Below are 16,045 nucleotides of genomic sequence, written 5' to 3'. Positions count from 1 at the left end.
CCCGGCCTGCCGACAGCCGTGCCCCGGACCGTCCGACGGTCCGGGGCACGGCTCGTTCCGTTGCCGGAAAGGTCAGTTGACGCCCTTGGCGGCCCAGAAGTCCTGGCGGGCCAGGATCGAGGTGTCGGACTGGTCGGTGAAGAAGCCGTCCACCCCCAGCTCGAACAGGTACCGGGCCCAGCCGATCGCGTCGCCGTAGGCGTTCGGGTCGGTGCCGCGCCGGTAGTCCACCGGCAGGAAGGCGTTCTCGTTGCGCACCGTGTACGGGTGCAGCAGCAGCCTGGCCGCGTGGGCGTCGCGCACCAGCGTGGTCGGCGGCTGGAGCTTGCCGTCGGCGTCCACCGGGGCGATCAGCTGGGTGGTCGGGCCGATGCCGTGCGCGAAGGACGCGATCCAGCGCAGCCCCTCCGGCTTCACCAGGTCGGCCACCGTCCGCGGGTCCCCGGCGAGCACGAAGTCGTACGGCCGGCTGGTCGCGCCGCTGAGCAGCTGGATCCGCGGGTTGTCGACCAGCTTGGCCAGCCGCTGCAGGCTGCTCGGCTCGAACGACTGCAGGATCGCCCGACCGTTCCGGCCGGCCAGACCGGTGCGGCGCAGCTCGTCGGCGAGCCGCTCCTCCAGCGGCAGGCCGATCGAGCGGAAGTAGCTCGGGTGCTTGGTCTCCGGGTAGAGCCATACCTCACGGCCGAGCTCGCGCCCGCGCTTGCGCGCGAAGTCCGCCAGCTCGCGGAAGGTCAGGATCTGCCAGCGGCCGTCGTAGAGGGTGTTGCGCTGGCGCTGCTGCGGCAGGCGCTCCTTGGCGCGCAGCGTCTTCAGCTCGGCCAGGGTGAAGTCCTCGGTGAACCAGCCGGTGAGCGGCTGGCCGTCGATGGTCTTGGTGGCCTTGCGGCCCTCGAACTCGCGGTGGTCGGCGACGTCCGTGGTCTCCGCGATGTTGTTCTCGTGCCGGATCACCAGGTGGCCGTCCTTGGTCGGCACCAGGTCCGGCTCGATGACGTCCGCGCCCAGCTCCAGCGCCAGCTCGTACGAGCCGAGGGTCTCCTCCGGGCGGTAGCCGGGGGCGCCGCGGTGGCCGATGACCAGCGGGTGCGGCAGCCGGTCCAGCCCGGTGCCGGTGCGCACCGGCGGGCGGGTCCCGGTCGGGCGGGCGGCGGCACCGCGCTCGTCGTCGCCGGCCGGGCGACCGGAGTCCGGCTGGTCCTCGCCGCCCGCCGCGAACGCGTCCCCGGCTCCGGCGGCGAAAGCGGCCGCGCCCAGGCCGGCGGCGCCGGTCGCCCGCAGGAACCGGCGGCGCGAGGACTCGGCGCCCGGCGCGGATTCCGCCGGGCTGTTGCCGTCGAGCGGACGGTACGTCATGGAGGCTCCTTGCTCGCACAGTTGGCGTGGCGTGGTGGTCTTCGCCCGCAGACTAGGAGCCGTGACGCCCGGCCGGGTGGCCGTTCGGCGAACTGCGGGAGAAGATCCGCCACCCGTCCACCCACCGGCGGGCGCCCGGACGTAGGGCCTGTCGTGCGGATCGGCCCGGCCCGACCTGATCCACAGGGCAGGCCCCGTCCAGGGTCCGACCTGATCCACAGGGCAGGCCCTGGACGGGCGCCCCGGGGCGGCGCGGGCGGCCCCGGGCGGGGAGCGGTCACGCGTGGGGCGAGGCCTCCTCGGCGAGGCGGGCCTGGCCGTAGTCCCAGACGGTGACCACGCTGCGGTCACCGCCGGTGTTGGCCCGGACCTCGACGTTGACGTCCGACAGGAAGGACGTCAGGTACGGCTGGCGGCCGGACCACCGCTGCGCGAACCAGTCGCCGGTGTCCGGGCGGAGCAGCAGCTCCGCCATCGGGCGCCCGGCGACCACCACCACGTCGCCCGGGACGGTGGGGAAGCGGGACCAGGACAGGGCCGTGGGCGCGGCCGGGAGCCGGTGGGTGCGCAGCGAGCGCTCGGGTTCGAAGACGGCCGTCCACCGCGGCCCCGAGCCCTCGTCGCGCAGTCGCAGCACCGCGCCGTCCCCGACGCCGAAGGCGATGTGCTGGCGGACGCCGTCCCGCTCCCGGTCGTCGAGTTCGGAGAGCACGGCGAACAGGGACGTGGCGGCGGTCCGCCCGCGCTGCGCGTCCCGGCCGCCGAGGAGGGCGGTGGCACCGTCGGCGACGAGCTGCACCGAGCGGGCGACGCCGGCGAGGGTGACGCCGAGCATGCCGGAGACCTCCGGGTCGTACCCGGCGCCGAACAACTTGCCGCGCAACCGCGGCGCGTAGTCCGCGAGTTGCTGGGTCAGCGCGCGGCAGGCCGCGGTCGCGGCGGTCTGGCTGAGGGGCTCCCCGGGGGCGCCGGAGGCGACCGAACCGAGCAGGACGGGCGAGCCGAAGCCGTCGATCCTGCTGAGCAGCACCGCGTCCCGGCGGTGCTCCTTGCCGCGGCGGTTGCTCTCCCCGCGGACCGAGGCGGCGCGCACCACCAGCGGGCCGAGGTCGGCGCCGTCGACCACGCTGTCCGCCACGGCGTCGCGCCCGAGCGGCAGTTCGCGCGGTACGGCGGGCGACGGTGCCTCGACGGGCTCGGCCCGGGCGGCGGCCAGCTCGTCGAGCTTGGCGCCGAGCGCGCGGGCGTCCTCCTCGGCCCGGGCCCGCCCGCTGCTCTCCGCGGCGAGTTCGGCGCTGAGCGCGCGGATCCGGTCCTCCGCCGTCGCCCGCCCGGACGCCTCCGCGTCGAGCTGGGAGTGCAGCAGGCCGACCCGGTCGGACAGGCTCTGCCGTGCCGCCTCGGTCTCGGCGCTGCCGGACCGGCCGGCGGTGAGCTGGGTGATCAGGTGGGACCGCTCGGCGTCCAGCAGACGGAGGTCGTTCTGCAGCCGGGCGATGTGGTTCTGTGCCGACTCGTCGGTGAGGCGGTGCTGTTCGTCGCTGCGGGACTGGCGGACGGCCTGCCAGATGTTGGCCCCGACGCTGAGCATCAGGAGCACGAGCAGGAACACGGTCACGGTCTCTCCTCTCGGGTGCCGCGGTCGTGCGTGCCGCGGTGGGCGGAGTGGTCGTCGGGGGTGGGACGGTCGTCGGGGTTGGGGTGGTTGTCGGGGTTGGGGTGGTTGTCGGGGGTGGGCCGCGGGGTGCTGGGTGGAGCGGGGTGCGGGCGGCCGGCGGCGCGGTCGGGCCGGTCCCGGCCGGTGCGCGCGGCGGTTCGCAGCCGGTGGGCGGCGCGGCGGGCCGGCGGCGCGGCGGTGTAGACGTCCAGGCGGTGCCAGAGCTCGGCCCGCCGGGTGAGGTCGGGTGCCGCGCCGGACCCCGGAGGGCGGGGCAGCCCGTGCGCGTCCAGCGCCCAGCCGAGGGCCGCCGCCTCTGCCCGCCCCTCCAGCCGCACCTCCTGGAAGGCCGAGGTGAGCCGGGCCAGGGTGAGCGCGGTGACCATCCCCTGCGCACCGTCGACGGCGGGTCGGACGACCTGCTTCAGCAGACCATCCAGGCCCGAGTGGGCCCGGTCCCGGGCCCACCAGTCGGGGACGACGGCGTACACCGGGAGGGTGGCCGCCGCCGGACCCCACCACTCGTGCCGCCAGCGCCGGTGCCAGCCGGCGACGGCCGACAGGCCGACCCCGTGCCAGTCGTGTGCGGCGGTCACCACCATCACCGCCTGCGGCGCCCCGGGCCCGGCGAGGGCGGCCGTCGCCGGCTCGGCGGCCCGGCGCTCCGGGGCGTCCGGCGGGCCGGAGCGGTCGGCGACGGCGAACAGCAGCAGGTGGCTCCCGGCCGGATCCGCCGAGCAGTCCGGCACGGACGGGTCGGCGGGGTCGCCGGCGCCGGGGCCGCCAGGGGTGGTGAGTTCACCCTCCAGCCAGGCCCGGACCGGTCCGGCGGCCGGCCCGGCGACCGCGATCCGCAGCCGGGGCACGCTGCCGGCGGCGAGCAGCGCGGCGTCACGGGCGAGGCCGGGGTCCAGCCCGCAGGCCCGGCCGAGCGGCAGGCCGGAGAGCAGGCCGGCGGCGCGGGCCACCACGGGATCGACCAGCGGCGGGCCGGTCGGGCGGAGCGCGGCGTCGGGGCGGCTCCCGGGCCGGTCGTCTCCGGCCCGGGGCCGGTGGTCGCCGCTCACCGGCCGGTCGGGGCGTGGCCCAGCAGCAGGCGGCCGCGTTCCGAGGCGTCGGTGGGCGGCGCCAGCGGTGTGGTGAGCACCCAGAGCACCGTCCGCGCCTGGTCGCTGCGGTGCAGCGCGTTGCCCGTACACCACTTCGTCCAGTACTCCATGTTCCAGTCGGCGATCTCCTCGGGCGACGCGGCCCGCCGGCCGAGTGCGGCGGCCGGGGCTTCGAGCAGGGCCGACACCCTGGAGCGCCACTCCCACCACCAGCTGCCCCGCTGGGCCGGGTCCTCGTGGCAGAGCCGGCCCAGGGTGGCGTCCAGCTTCTGGGCGGACCGCGCGACGGTGGCGGCGCCGCGGGCCTTGCTGAGGCTGCTCAGCTTCGCGGTCCAGGCCTGCGGCAGGCGTTCGGCCTGCGCACGCGACCACGGCACGTTGTTCTCGGCGTACCCGCCGAGCGTGCGGTCGACGGCGAGCAGCCGCCTCGCCTGCGCGATCCGCACGGCCCACGGCAGGACGCGCGCCTCCTCCGCCTCCGGGACGTCCGCGTCGTCGAGCACCGCGCGCACCTCCACGCGGTCGGCCCCGGCCGGCTCCCCGGACTCCGGGACGTCCAGCGGGACGACGAACGCCTCCTCGAACAACCCCGGCAGGGCCGGGACGAGGACGTCCTGGCCGGCTTCGACGACCACGTCGAGCAGCAGGGCGGCCTCGGCCAGTTCGGCGCGCCGTGCGGCCACCCGCTCGGCCGGGATCTTCAGCACCGAGAGGTGCAACCGGAGCCAGAGCCCCGCCGGGTCGGTGGTGTCGGCGTCGTTCCGGAGATCGGGGTCGTGCCGGTGGTCGGGGTGGGCGGCGGAGATCGCGGCCAGCCTTGCGGTGAAGGCGGCGAGCGGTTCCTCCTCGGAGGCGGGCGCGGGCCCGGCCGGCCCGTCCTGCTCCGCGGGCGGCTCGTCGGTCGGCTCGGTCCGCTCGGTGGACTCGGTCCGCTCGGTGGGCTCGGCGGTCTTGGTGGCCTCGGCAGGCGGTTCGGCGTACACCGGGTCCGTGGAGTCCGCCTCGTCCGCGGCCGGCGGGGCTTTGGGCGGACCACCGTCGGTGCCGTCGCCGCCCGGCCCGCCGCCCGGCGCCCGGTCCGTGGGGGTGCCCTCCCCGCCCGGCCGCACCTCGGCGGAAAGCGCAGCCGGAGCGGAAACCGTGGGCGAGCCCGTCCCGGGCCCGGCCGCCGGAACCCGCCCGGCCGCCGTTCCCGCCCGCACGGCGGTCCCCACCGCTCGCCACAGCTGCCAGGCCAGCGCGGCGAGCAGCTGTTCGGCCTCCCGCTCGGCCGCCGCCTCCGCCACCGTCCCTTCCGCCGCCGCGGGCCCGCCGGACGGTGCCACCGCCTCCACGGCGCGGCGGCTGAGGCCCGCCATGAACCCGTGCAGCTCCTCCAGGAACGCCGTTCGGGCGGCGGACGGCAGCAGCAGCAGCTCGTGGGCCAGCTCCGCGGCGTCGTGGAGCAGCAGGTCCAGCCCGTCGGCGGACGCCTCCTCGGGCCCGGGGCCCGCGTCCGGTGCGTTCGTCGTCTCCATCAGTGCCTCCCGCTGGTCGGGTCCCAGTAGCTGTTGAACTCCCGCAGGCCCGGCTCCATCTCGGCCCGGTACACCCACCCCGGCCGCTGCTCGATGTGCGCGAAGGAGCCGGCGTCCGGGTACGGCACGTGGCCGCGGTGCACCCGCAGCCAGCCGTGGGCGTCGAGGGTGAAGCGCAGGTCGTCGGCCGCGGCCTCGCTGTTGGCCGGCGGCACGGCGAGCCGGCCGAGCCGGACCGGCTCCCCCTGCGCGGGCTTCAGGAGCACGTTGAGGTGGGTGGCCGCGCCGGCGGGGCTGCGCAGCCGGGCGCTCCGGCCGGGCACCGGCGGGATCTGCGGGTCCGGCCGGGCCGAGGTGTGGAAGAGCAGGTCGAGGTAGTCGCGCGGGTCGGCGCCCTCGGGGTGGGCGGGGAAGACCTCGGTCAGCGCGCCGGGCTTCCCGTCGGGCCGGGCGGGGGAGACGCAGATCGCACCCGGGACGGCGAGCCGGCCGAGGTAGTGGTCGAACACGAGGGCGCCGTCCGCCGCCTCGTGGAGGTCGAGCCCGAACTCGCCGCTCCCGGCCTCCGCGGCGCCGACGTGGTAGTGCGGGTCGCCGTGGCAGAGGAGGGCGAAGAGCCGCAGCCGGTTGTCGACCTCCGCCTGGAACCTGATCTCGGGCGTTCCCTCGAAGTCCCAGACCGCGCGGGTGGCGTGGCGCTTGTACTCGGGGATGCGCTCGATGTCGAGGAGGCCCCACTGGATGGCGTCGCTCCCCGCGCGGGGGCGTTGGACGTCGATCCGGCGCACCACCCGCCGCCAGTTCGAGCGCAGGCCGAGCCGCCCGTCGGGGGTGAGCTCCTCGTAGGGCGTGCCGGAGCGGAACAGGCTGTAGAGCACCCCGCTCTGGCCCAGCAGACCGAAGTCGCACGGCAGGCAGGCGAACAGCCCCTTGGTCTCGACGGCCAGCTCGGAGGCCTGGACCTCGCTGTTCCCGGCGTCGTTCGCGTGGAGGCCGGCGGCGTGGCCCTGGAAGCCGCGGATGGTGTGCAGCCACGCGGCACCGATGGAGGTGGCCTGCTTGGCGAGGTAGCCGGTCTCGGTGTGGATCCGACTGGGGTTCCAGACGGCGGTGCGGCGGGTACCGTCGCCCTGGTCGGAGAGCAGCCGGGCGGCGAGCCTGCTCTCCAGTGCCCGGCGCACGCCCTTCATGGCGCTGGTGCGGCCCGAGAGCACGACCTGGTCGAGGACGGGTTCGGCCCGCCCGTTCCCCGGCTCCGCCCGGGCGAAGGCGTCGGCCACCAGGGAGGCCGCCATGGTCGCGGCCTGCTCCAGCACGGGCTGGACGAGCATCCGGAACTCGGCGACCGGCAGCTCCACCGCCGCGGACGGGTGGGACAGCAGGACACCGCCCCCCTCGGTGAGCTCGATGATGTCGGCGGGGTCGATCAGGTACGCCTGGTCCTCCTGCCCGAGCACCCGCTTGGCCTGCTCCGCGATCCGCCACAGCCGGTGGAAGCGCTCCTTGCGGACGGCCACCTCGTCGGGGTCCTCCGGCGCGGCCGCCCCGGACCAGTCGGTGGGCAGCACCCGCTGCAGCTCGGCCCGGACCGGGCGGGAGACCAGCTCCTTGCGGTGCTCGCCGGTCTGCTCGGCGACCTGGACGGACAGCGGCTTGCCGCCGTGCCCCTCCATCGTGCGGCCGGGCCCCAGGGCGTCCACCAGCCGGGCCTTGATCCAGTACAGGACGTGCAGCGTGAGCAGGTCGCCGCCGAGCTGGCCGTGCCCGATGGTGCCCAGGATCCGCGGGCTCAGCTTGTAGTGGCGGCCCGCGACGAAGGCCCTGGCCGGGTCGGCCAGCCGGGTGTCGTCGGTGAGCGTCATCTCCAGCAGGGCGATGTCGCTGGTGCCGCCGCCGATGTCGACCACCAGCATGATCCGCTGCCACTGGTCGGTGCGGCCGGGCACCGGGCGGGCGGAGGCGCGCAGCGACTCCAGGCCCAGTTCCAGGTTGGCGGTCAGGTCCCGCATCAGGAAGTACAGTCCGGCGGCCAGGCCCTCGTCGATGCGCAGATCCACGGTGTCGATCGACAGGCCCTCCTGGACCAGCCGGCCCAGCTTCTCGCGGTCCTGCGGCAGCGCCGAGGTCGGGTAGGTGAGCAGCGCGGTGCCCATCCGCGGCGGCTCGCCCTCCTCGCCGTCGTCCACGTGGCGTTCGGCGCCCTCGACCAGCAGCCGCAGGAGGTGCTGGATGAGGTGGACCGGGGCCGGCAGCCCGTCCCGGGGGCCGGCGCCGCGGTGCTCGAAGAAGGTCCGCTTGAGGCCGGTCACGCCGTCGGCGTCCTCCGCGCAGAGCTCCCAGCCGGCGTCGTCGTACCAGGAGACGCCCGGGCGGTCGAGCGGCTCGGCGGCCCGGCGGATCGCGGTCGCCGGGGCGAAGGTCTCCCCGCCGTGGCCGTCGGGGTAGGGCACCGGGCGCAGTGAGTGGATGTCCAGCGGCGGGGTCGCCACGGTGGCGGTGACCAGCCGGTGCAGGCGGTCCGCCAGCCACGTCTGCAGCTGCTCGTCGGCCACCGCGCCGGCCCGGATCGCCTCGACGCGCAGCAGGACGGCGGTGGCGACGTCCAGCTCGCCGAGGCGGCCGAGCGCCTCGGCGCCGGTGAGCGTGCGGTGCTGCTGCCGGTCGAGCTCCAGGTGCTCGGCCCGCAGGCCCTCCAGGGCCCGGCGCCAGGACTCCGGGGCGTCCGGCGGCGGGGCGGTCAGCGCGGCGAGCTCCCGCCCGAGGGTCCGCTGCTGGGTCGCGTCCACCGCGCGGTCGGAGATCACCGAGGTGTCGACCACCGTCGCCGTGGACGCGGTGGTGCCGAAGTCCACCGCGACCACCCGGCCCTGCTCGCCCCGCGGCCGGCGCCCCCGGGCGCGGGAGTCGCGCAGGACCAGCAGCGGCGGCTCCACGTCCGGTGCCGCCGAGGGGCTCACCCCGGGCGGCAGGAAGGTGAGTTGGACGGCCGCGTGGGCGGCCCCGGGAGCCACCGCCCCCGAGTAGCCGACCTTCCAGGAGACCACCACGACGAGCGGTTCGCCGGGCGGGTCCGCCGGGTCCCACGGGCCCGGGTGGACCACCTCCAGCGGCAGGCTCGCGCCGGAGACCAGCACCCGGCGGCCGGTCACGGTCAGCCGGGTCGGGTCCGCCGGGGCCCAGACCGCGCGCAGGGCGGCGGCCAGCGCCGCCGGGCAGGGCGCCCCCTCCTCGTCGGCGACCTCCAGCCCGGCCGGCAGGTGGGCGGTCAGATTGCCCTGGTACCCCTCCGGTTCGAGGACCACGGTGGGCAGCAGGTAGCCGTTCTCGACCGCGAGGAGCGAGAACTGGCGGGCACCCTCGGGGACGACGGCGTCGCCGCGCAGCCCGCCCTGCTCCGGAGCGGTGAAGCCGATGGTCAGTGCGGAGGTCATGCGTCGCCCTCGTTCCACTCGCGGAGGATGTCGTCGATGTCGCGGACCGCCTGCGGCAGCGGACGCTCCTCGCCGCCGTCCGGTGCCCCCAGCGGTGCCCGGAAGTCCGCCGGGCTGAGCAGGGACCTGGACGCGTCGCCGAACACCCGCGTCAGCTCGGCCAGCGCGTAGTCCATCAGCCGGTCGAGTTCGTCGCCGACCCGGGCGGCGGCGGCCTCGGCCATGGCGCCCCGCAGCTGCGCCAGCGCCAACGGGTGGCGCCGGCGCCGGTCGTCGGCGTCGGAGGGCACCTTCATGCTGTGGTGCCACGGCAGGGCGTGGCGGGACTGCGCGGGGAAGTCCGCCGCCCAGTCGGCGGCCTTCGGCATGGCGTCCTCGGCCAGCGCCGCCTTCAGCTGCTCGGCGACCTCGGCCACGTCCAGCGCGAAGTCCACGTAGTCCAGCAGCCCCACGTCGTGCCGGCGCCGCTGGTAGACCTCGGTCAGCAGCCGGGCGGACTCGTCGTCCTCGTCGCGCAGCCATCGCAGCAACGGCCCGCAGTCGCTCTGCCAGTACGCGCCCCAGGCGTCCAGCCACTCCTGGACGGCCGCCAGGTTCCGGGCCACCGCGTCGTCGATGGTGGCCCGGAAGGTCTCCTGGTAGACGACGGTGACGTCCGGCGAGATCGAGTCGTCCTGGCGCTGGTCGCGCTTGGCCCCGGGCCCGATCCGGCTGCGCCGGGGCGGCTCGCTGCGCGACACCAGCAACTCGGGGTTGTCGGAGGCGCGTTCCATCAGGTGGTTCCACGGCTCCCAGCGGTAGACCTCGTTGCGGACCTGCCGGCTGACCTCGGCGAAGGACGGCGGCAGCGGTCCCTCGGGCGTCTCGTCCTGCGGGTCGCGCAGCTGCCGGAGCTGGCGGGTGGCGCGGTGGAACACCGCCCGGATCTGCTCGAACCGCGTCGCGGCGCTGACGTACTCCTCGGAGGGCGCCACCAGGTCGAGGCAGAGGCGCCGCCGCAGGTCGCGCAGGGCGGCCTCCAGCTTCTCCTTGGACTGCTGGGCCCGCTCGGCCTTCTGGCCGACGCCGTGCTCGCGCACGTGCGCCTCCAGCAGGTCGCGCAGCGCCTTGAGCCCGCCGTCCTGGTCGTAGCGGTGCAGCCGGGCCGCCCAGTCGTCGCCGGGGTGCTGGGCCTCCAGCCGGGCCACCGTCTCCTGCCAGTGCGGAAGCGGATCGGTGCGCAGCCCGGCCAGCACCCGGTCCAGGACTGCCCTGGTCTCGGGCGAGGCGCCCTCGTAGCCCAGCCCGTACGCCTCGATGGCGGCCACGGCGGACACCGCGACGATACGGTCGGCGCGCCGGCCGACGTACTTGCCGCCCTGGATCCGGATGCCGTTGAGGGCGTCGGTGAGCGGGGCGCTGCCCTCCCCGGCCGGGGGCGCGCCGACCCGGTCGAAGAGGTTGGCCGCGACCAGCGCGGCGTCGGCGAGCGCGGCGGGCGTGCGGTCGTCGTCGGTGAGCATGTCCCAGAACGACAACGCCTCGCGGGAGTAAGGACGTTGGGCGTGCAGGACGACCAGGATGGTGTGCATGTCGGCGAGCACCCGGCGGCTGAGGTTGCGGTCGCGCCCGTACGAGCCGACGGCGCCGATCCCCGGGAAGTCCAGCACCTGCACCTCGTGCTCGTGCATCAGCCCGCCGATCTCCCACTCCTCCGGGGAGACGAACACGGTCTGCTCCACCCGCTCGATCAGCGGGAAGCTCGCCCGCAGCGCCTGGCCGTCCTCGGCCACCTTGGCCCGGGTGAAGTGCACGGACTCCACCCGCGGCGCCTCGTCCGGGGTGGCCTCGACCGGCGGCAGCAGCAGGGCGGCGCGGACGGCGGCGGAGTCGATGTCCAGCGCACCGCTGTCCACCAGGTCGCGCTGGCCGCGCAGCGCGTCGCGGATGCGGCACAGCTCGACCACCGCGTCCCGGTGGGTGGCGGCGATGGTCAGCGGGTTCACCGTGACCACCCCCTGCCCCGGGCGGCCCCACAGGCACGGGTACCAGCTGTTGAACGCGCCCCAGCCGCGTTCGTCGAGCACCGGGTTGTGACCGCCGATCAGCTCCCGGGCCCGCAGCTCGGGGTGGCGGGCCTCGATGCCCTCGACCAGTTCGGTGAGGATGTCCCCGACGCAGGAACCGAGTTGGGCGGTGCTCATGTAGCGGATCAGGGTGCGCGGGGCGACCTCGGTCCGGCTTCCCGGCTCGCCGCGCACGAGCCGCAGCACGGTGATGTTGCCGGTGGCGGGACGCTCCTCCACCGCGAGCAGGTCGGGGCGGCCCAGCAGGGTGCCCACCAGCAGTGACTTGCCGACGCTGTACTCGCCGACCACGGCGATCGAGACCGGGGCCTCGGCCCGGGCCCGGAGCTCGCCCGCGAGGTCGAGCACCTGCTCGCGCAGGGCGGCCTCCTCCGGGCCCTCCGGAGGGTCGAACCCGGCCAGCAGTGCCTCGACGGCCTGGGCGAGATCGCTCAGCGCCGAGAAGTCCATCGAACGCGACAACGGTCAACTCCTTGGAATGCGAGGGGCTCCGGCCGTAGGCGGGCCCGGGGGCCGGTCAGGTCGAAGTGGACGAGTGCCGGGCGCCGAGGGGGAAGGGGCGGACGGGGCGGGGCGCGCGTGAGGGTCGGGGGTGCCGGGCGGGCGGGGGTGCGGGGCGGGCAGGTGCCCGGGTGCTCAGGTTCGGATGAAGAACAGCTCCAGGCGGACCGTGCCGGGGCGGCCCTGACCGTCCAGGTACGGGCGGATCAGCCGGCGGTCGTCCGCCGGGAAGAACCCGGGCGCGACCGCGTGCACCAGCGGCGCGGCGGCGTCCGCCAGGTCCTGGCTGCGGCCGAGGTCGGCCGCGCAGTGCGTGCAGCCGGCCGCCGTGCCCCAGACGAACACCAGCGCGGCGCTGCGCCCGGTGTACGGGCCGATCTCGCCCTTCAGCCGGTTCGCGAAGGCCGTGCGGGCGGCGGGGTCGCCGCCGATCAGCCCGTCGGCGTCCACCTCGACCACCACCGACGTGCTGTTCGGGTCCAGCCCGGGCGGCGGGGCCGGGGCCGTGGCGGTGGGCTTCGGCGCCGGCTTGGCCGGCGATGCGGACGACGACGTGGACGGCGAGGACGGGGCCGACGGGGAGCCCGTCGCGGAGGGCGAGGCCGAGGGTGCGGCGACGGGGAGCGGAGTGCTCTGGCCGCCCAGCACCACCAGCACCATGACCACCATCAGGTCGGCGAAGAGCCAACCGGCACCGGCCAGCAGCCACGTGCCGCCGCGCCGGGTCATCCGGCGGCCTCGCCGTCGCGGCGGTCGGGGCGACCGTGGTCGGTGGGGCCCGCGGGGGTGGCGTCCCGAGGCACCGAGTCCTGCGGAACCGAGTCGTGCGGAACTGCGGCTGGTGGTACCGCGGCGGGCGGCGCTGCGGCGGGCGGTGACGGTACGGGCCGTGTCGGGACGGGCGGCACCGCGTCGCGCGGTGCGGGCGCCCGGTCCGCCGGAGGCTCCTCCGGGCGGCGGTCGGTGACCGCCGCCCCGTAGGCGCCCAACCGCGGGTCCGGGAGCTTCGCGGGTGCTGGGGATGCCGGGGGCACCGGGGGCGCAGGGTGCGCCGCGGATGCCGCGACCCGGTGCGCCGCCGTACCCGCCAGCCCCGACGGATCGGCCGCCGCCGGGGGACGGTCCGCGTACCCCCGCCAGGACTCCCCGAGCCGCTCCAACTGCGCCCCGGTCTGCGTGAGCGCCTTCTGCAGCCCGTCCGCCGAGTCCACCAACTCGTCACGGTGCACGGCCAGTTCGTCCCGGCCGGTGCGCAGCTCCGCCTCCTGCCGGGCCAGCGCGTCCCCCAGCCGGGCCAGCCGCTCGCCCAGGGACTCGCCCTGCCCGCCGAGCGCCTCCACCCGGCCGGCGAGCCCGTCCACCACCGCACGCGCGGCTTCCACCGCTGCCAGCAGCTCGGCCTGCGCCGCGGCGGCGTCCAGCCGGCCCGAGGCGCGCCGCTCGCCGTCCTCCCGGATCAGCTCGCCGAGGGCGGCGACCCGGTCGCCGATCACGGCTGCGGCCTCCTCCACCTCGCCGCGCAGCGAGGCGGCCAGCGCGGCCACGGCCAACTCGTACGCCGTGCCGATCCGTTCGGCTCCCTCCTCGGCGGCCTCGCCGAGGGCGTGGGGCAGCCCGGAGACCGCGCCGTCCAGGCCGGCCACGACGCCGACGAGGTCCCGGGCGCCGGCGGTCAGGGTGTCGGTCGCGGTGGTGAGCAGTTGTTCGGCCGCCCGGCTGCGCTGTTCCAGCGCCTCGGCGTGCAGGACGGCCTGCCGCGCCTGGGTGTCGACGGCGCCGACGAGCACCTCGTCGAAGCGCCCGGCAGCGGACTCGGCGGCCGCCGCGATCCGGTCCGCGGTGCTCGCGGCGCTGCGCTCCATCCCGGCGGCCAGCTCGGCCATCGCGCCGGCGACCCGGTCGCCGAACAGCTCGCTGCCGCGCGTCAGTCCGGCCGCGGCGGCCGCCGCCCGGTCCGAGGCCTCGGAGACCCGTTCGGTGCCCTGCCGCAGCGCGGTGGTCGCCTCCTCGATGGACCGCACCGCCGCCACCGTCGTGCGGGCGGCCTCGGTCGCCTGCTTCAGGACCTTGCGGGACTGGTCCCCGGCGCCCGTGGAGAGATCGATCAGCTCGCGCAGCCCCTCGGCCGCCGACTGGAGCTCGGTGGCGAAGCGGCGGGGCTCGGTGTGTGCGGCGGCCGCCGCCATCGCCTCGGTCTGGGCCAGTGCGAAGGCCAGCCGGCGCACCAGCTCCCGTCCCTGGGACTCCTCCTGATGTGCCAGCAGCTGCCGCACGATCCCGGCGGCCACCAGGCCGATCAGCAGCAGCACGGTGTAGCCGACCAGCCAGTCGAACCTGGCCGGTCCGGCGAGGTGCCCGCCGAAGCCCTGCTGCCACAGTTCCAGGAACGACGCGCTGTCCGGTCCGGCCGTGATCCGGCCGGCGGCGCGGTCGTCCAGGTAGTCCTGGTAGGCGGAGACCGCGAGCCCGAGGCCGCCCCAGGTCAGCAGCAGCGGGAGGAGCACCATCGCCGAGGATGCGAGGTGCAGGGCGGTGGCCGCCGTGCCGCGCCGTCCGCCGCGCGGCCCCAGCGCCGTCGCGGTCCCGTACGCGGCGACCAGGCTGCCGCCGGCCCACGGTGCGAGGCCCTTCCCGGTCCGGACCGCCGTCGCCAGATCGCGCAGGACGTCGCCGAACGCCTCCACCCGCGGTTCGGTGGCCAGTGATTCGAGTTCCCGCGCCAGCCCGGCCGGGTCCGAGGCCCGCGGCGCCGGCCTCGCCCGCGATTTCCCCCCAGCCGGACTGTTCGCTCCCGCACCATTCGGCAGGACCATGTCCCCCAGCCTCTCCGTCCACCCCGTACGGATCATGCGCGCGCCAAAGTGCCAAGATCCTCAAGTGAGTTGATGATCAGTCGGCGACGCCGTGACGACCATCGTAGGGCTACCGCGTAATGGGGCGGTCCGCTTTTCCTTTCATTTATGTAATCGACATCACTTCTCATGGAATGGCATGCCCATTACTTCCCGTACGTGCCGCCGGTCGCGGGACGGGCCCGGGCCGCCGCCGTGGCCGGCGGGAGTGTCGGTGGGGTGTGGCAGGCTCTGCCCCGGCGCGGCGCTCAGGGCGTGCCGGACGGTTCGGTGACGGCGGGCAGGGTGGGGCAGGACGGTATGGCGGGGAATCAGCTGGCGGACGAGGCCTGGCGGCCCGCGACGCCGCCGGAGCGGCTGCGCGAGCTGGCCGCCGATCCCGCGCTCGCGCGGATCGTGGCCGCCCTGCGCGCCGCCCGGGAGATCCTGGTGCCCGAGGTGTACGACGGCGGAGCCGAGCGGGCCCGCAGGGGCAAGCAGCCGAAGCTCGACCGGCCGAGCTACCGGCTGGTCTGCGGCCGCCTGCACGCGGGCGAGCCGCTCTTCCGCGCCACGGGCTGACAGGCCGCGGCACCGACCTCCCGGGCACGGCTGGGGGGCGTGAGCGGGCCCTCGACGGCGCGTGATGCGCGACCCCGGCGTGCGGGGGCGCGTATGCGCCGCTGTGTGACCGGTGCGCCCTGTTGCGGGGCGGCGCCCGGTGCGGGAGGTTGGTCGCGGCTCGCGCCGATCGCCACCTGGGCCGGCGCGCAGCATGCCTGACGACCGATCATGTGGAGGGATGTCACGTTGACTTCGAAGATCCTGCTGGTCACCGGTGACGCCGCGGAGTCGCTGGAGGTGTTCTACCCCTACCAGCGGCTGCGCGAGGAGGGCTACCAGGTCGACATCGCGGCGCCGGCCAAGAAGCGGCTGCAGTTCGTGGTCCACGACTTCGTCGACGGTTTCGACACCTACACCGAGAAGCCCGGCTACACCTGGCCCGCCGACATCGCCTTCGCGGACGTGGACCCCGCCGACTACGTCGCTCTGGTCGTCCCCGGCGGCAGGGCGCCCGAGTACCTGCGCAACAACCCCGACGTGCAGCGGATCGTCCGGCACTTCTTCGAGGGCGACAAGCCGGTCGCGCAGATCTGCCACGGCCCGCTGGTCTCCGCGGCGGCCGGGGTGCTGTCCGGGCGCCGCAGCGCCGCCTACCCGGCGCTGGAGCCGGACGTGACCGCCGCCGGTGCGCAGTACGTCGACGGCGAGGCCGTCGTGGACGGCGTGGTCGTCTCGGCCCGGGCGTGGCCGGACCACCCGGCGTGGATCCGCGCGTTCGTCGAGGTGCTGCGGGTGAAGGCGCCGCTGTCCTGACCCCGCCCCGCCGCGCGCGGCCGTCCCCGCGCGTGGCCCCTCCGCCCCCTGGCTCCTCGGCCCGGGGGCGGAGGCGTTCCCCCGGGGATCATCGGGGTCGGGTACGACCTGAGGGGTAGCGACGCGCGGGCGGGGATCGGACCTGGGGCGGACACGGTCCGGACCTGGGGCTGACGACCGTCGGCCGGCCGACTGCCAGA

The 16,045-nt window shown here is 76.1% G+C and carries 10 protein-coding genes; 2 read left to right on the top strand and 8 right to left on the bottom strand.

Translation table 11 applies throughout. The features are described from left to right. Positions 1 to 72: 72 nt before the first annotated feature. From ACIPSC_RS23605 to ACIPSC_RS23570, 8 genes are all read right to left on the bottom strand, one after another. Entirely contained in the window at positions 73 to 1,356 is a 1,284-nt protein-coding gene (locus ACIPSC_RS23605; RefSeq protein ID WP_400828068.1) for a glycerophosphodiester phosphodiesterase, read from the bottom strand. 277 nt (positions 1,357 to 1,633) lie between these two features. Then, positions 1,634 to 2,974 carry a protein phosphatase 2C domain-containing protein gene (locus ACIPSC_RS23600; protein WP_400828067.1) on the bottom strand — a complete coding sequence of 447 codons (1,341 nt, stop codon included), beginning with the start codon at positions 2,972 to 2,974 and terminating at the stop codon, positions 1,634 to 1,636. Then, positions 2,971 to 4,080, bottom strand: a complete 1,110-nt coding sequence (locus tag ACIPSC_RS23595; RefSeq protein WP_400828066.1) for a hypothetical protein — start codon at positions 4,078 to 4,080, stop codon at positions 2,971 to 2,973. Before ACIPSC_RS23595 ends, ACIPSC_RS23600 begins: the two co-directional genes overlap by 4 nt. Then, positions 4,077 to 5,639 (bottom strand): hypothetical protein, encoded by a 1,563-nt coding sequence (locus ACIPSC_RS23590; protein WP_400828065.1) that lies wholly within the window; start codon positions 5,637 to 5,639, stop codon positions 4,077 to 4,079. Before ACIPSC_RS23590 ends, ACIPSC_RS23595 begins: the two co-directional genes overlap by 4 nt. Then, positions 5,639 to 9,070 carry a hypothetical protein gene (locus tag ACIPSC_RS23585; protein ID WP_400828064.1) on the bottom strand — a complete coding sequence of 1,144 codons (3,432 nt, stop codon included), beginning with the start codon at positions 9,068 to 9,070 and terminating at the stop codon, positions 5,639 to 5,641. The genes ACIPSC_RS23590 and ACIPSC_RS23585 overlap by 1 nt, the downstream gene beginning before the upstream one ends. Continuing rightward, positions 9,067 to 11,598, bottom strand: a complete 2,532-nt coding sequence (locus ACIPSC_RS23580) for a hypothetical protein (protein ID WP_400828063.1) — start codon at positions 11,596 to 11,598, stop codon at positions 9,067 to 9,069. The genes ACIPSC_RS23585 and ACIPSC_RS23580 overlap by 4 nt, the downstream gene beginning before the upstream one ends. A 174-nt stretch (positions 11,599 to 11,772) precedes the next feature. Beyond that, entirely contained in the window at positions 11,773 to 12,366 is a 594-nt protein-coding gene (locus ACIPSC_RS23575; protein WP_400828062.1) for a hypothetical protein, read from the bottom strand. Continuing rightward, positions 12,363 to 14,321, bottom strand: a complete 1,959-nt coding sequence (locus ACIPSC_RS23570; protein ID WP_400828061.1) for a hypothetical protein — start codon at positions 14,319 to 14,321, stop codon at positions 12,363 to 12,365. Before ACIPSC_RS23570 ends, ACIPSC_RS23575 begins: the two co-directional genes overlap by 4 nt. Positions 14,322 to 14,789: 468 nt before the next feature. Between ACIPSC_RS23570 and ACIPSC_RS23565 the strand changes: the two genes are divergently transcribed. Beyond that, positions 14,790 to 15,050: a hypothetical protein gene (locus ACIPSC_RS23565; RefSeq protein ID WP_400828060.1), complete on the top strand. Its 261-nt coding sequence runs from the start codon at positions 14,790 to 14,792 to the stop codon at positions 15,048 to 15,050. Positions 15,051 to 15,278: 228 nt separating this feature from the next. After that, positions 15,279 to 15,845: a DJ-1/PfpI family protein gene (locus ACIPSC_RS23560; RefSeq protein WP_400828059.1), complete on the top strand. Its 567-nt coding sequence runs from the start codon at positions 15,279 to 15,281 to the stop codon at positions 15,843 to 15,845. Positions 15,846 to 16,045: the final 200 nt, after the last annotated feature.

Origin of the sequence: Kitasatospora sp. NPDC090091 (assembly GCF_044747365.1) — a bacterium.
In the GTDB taxonomy this organism is placed as follows: domain Bacteria; phylum Actinomycetota; class Actinomycetes; order Streptomycetales; family Streptomycetaceae; genus Kitasatospora.
The sequence above is the reverse complement of the archived record's forward strand: the minus strand, read 5'-3'. Positions and strand labels throughout refer to the sequence as shown.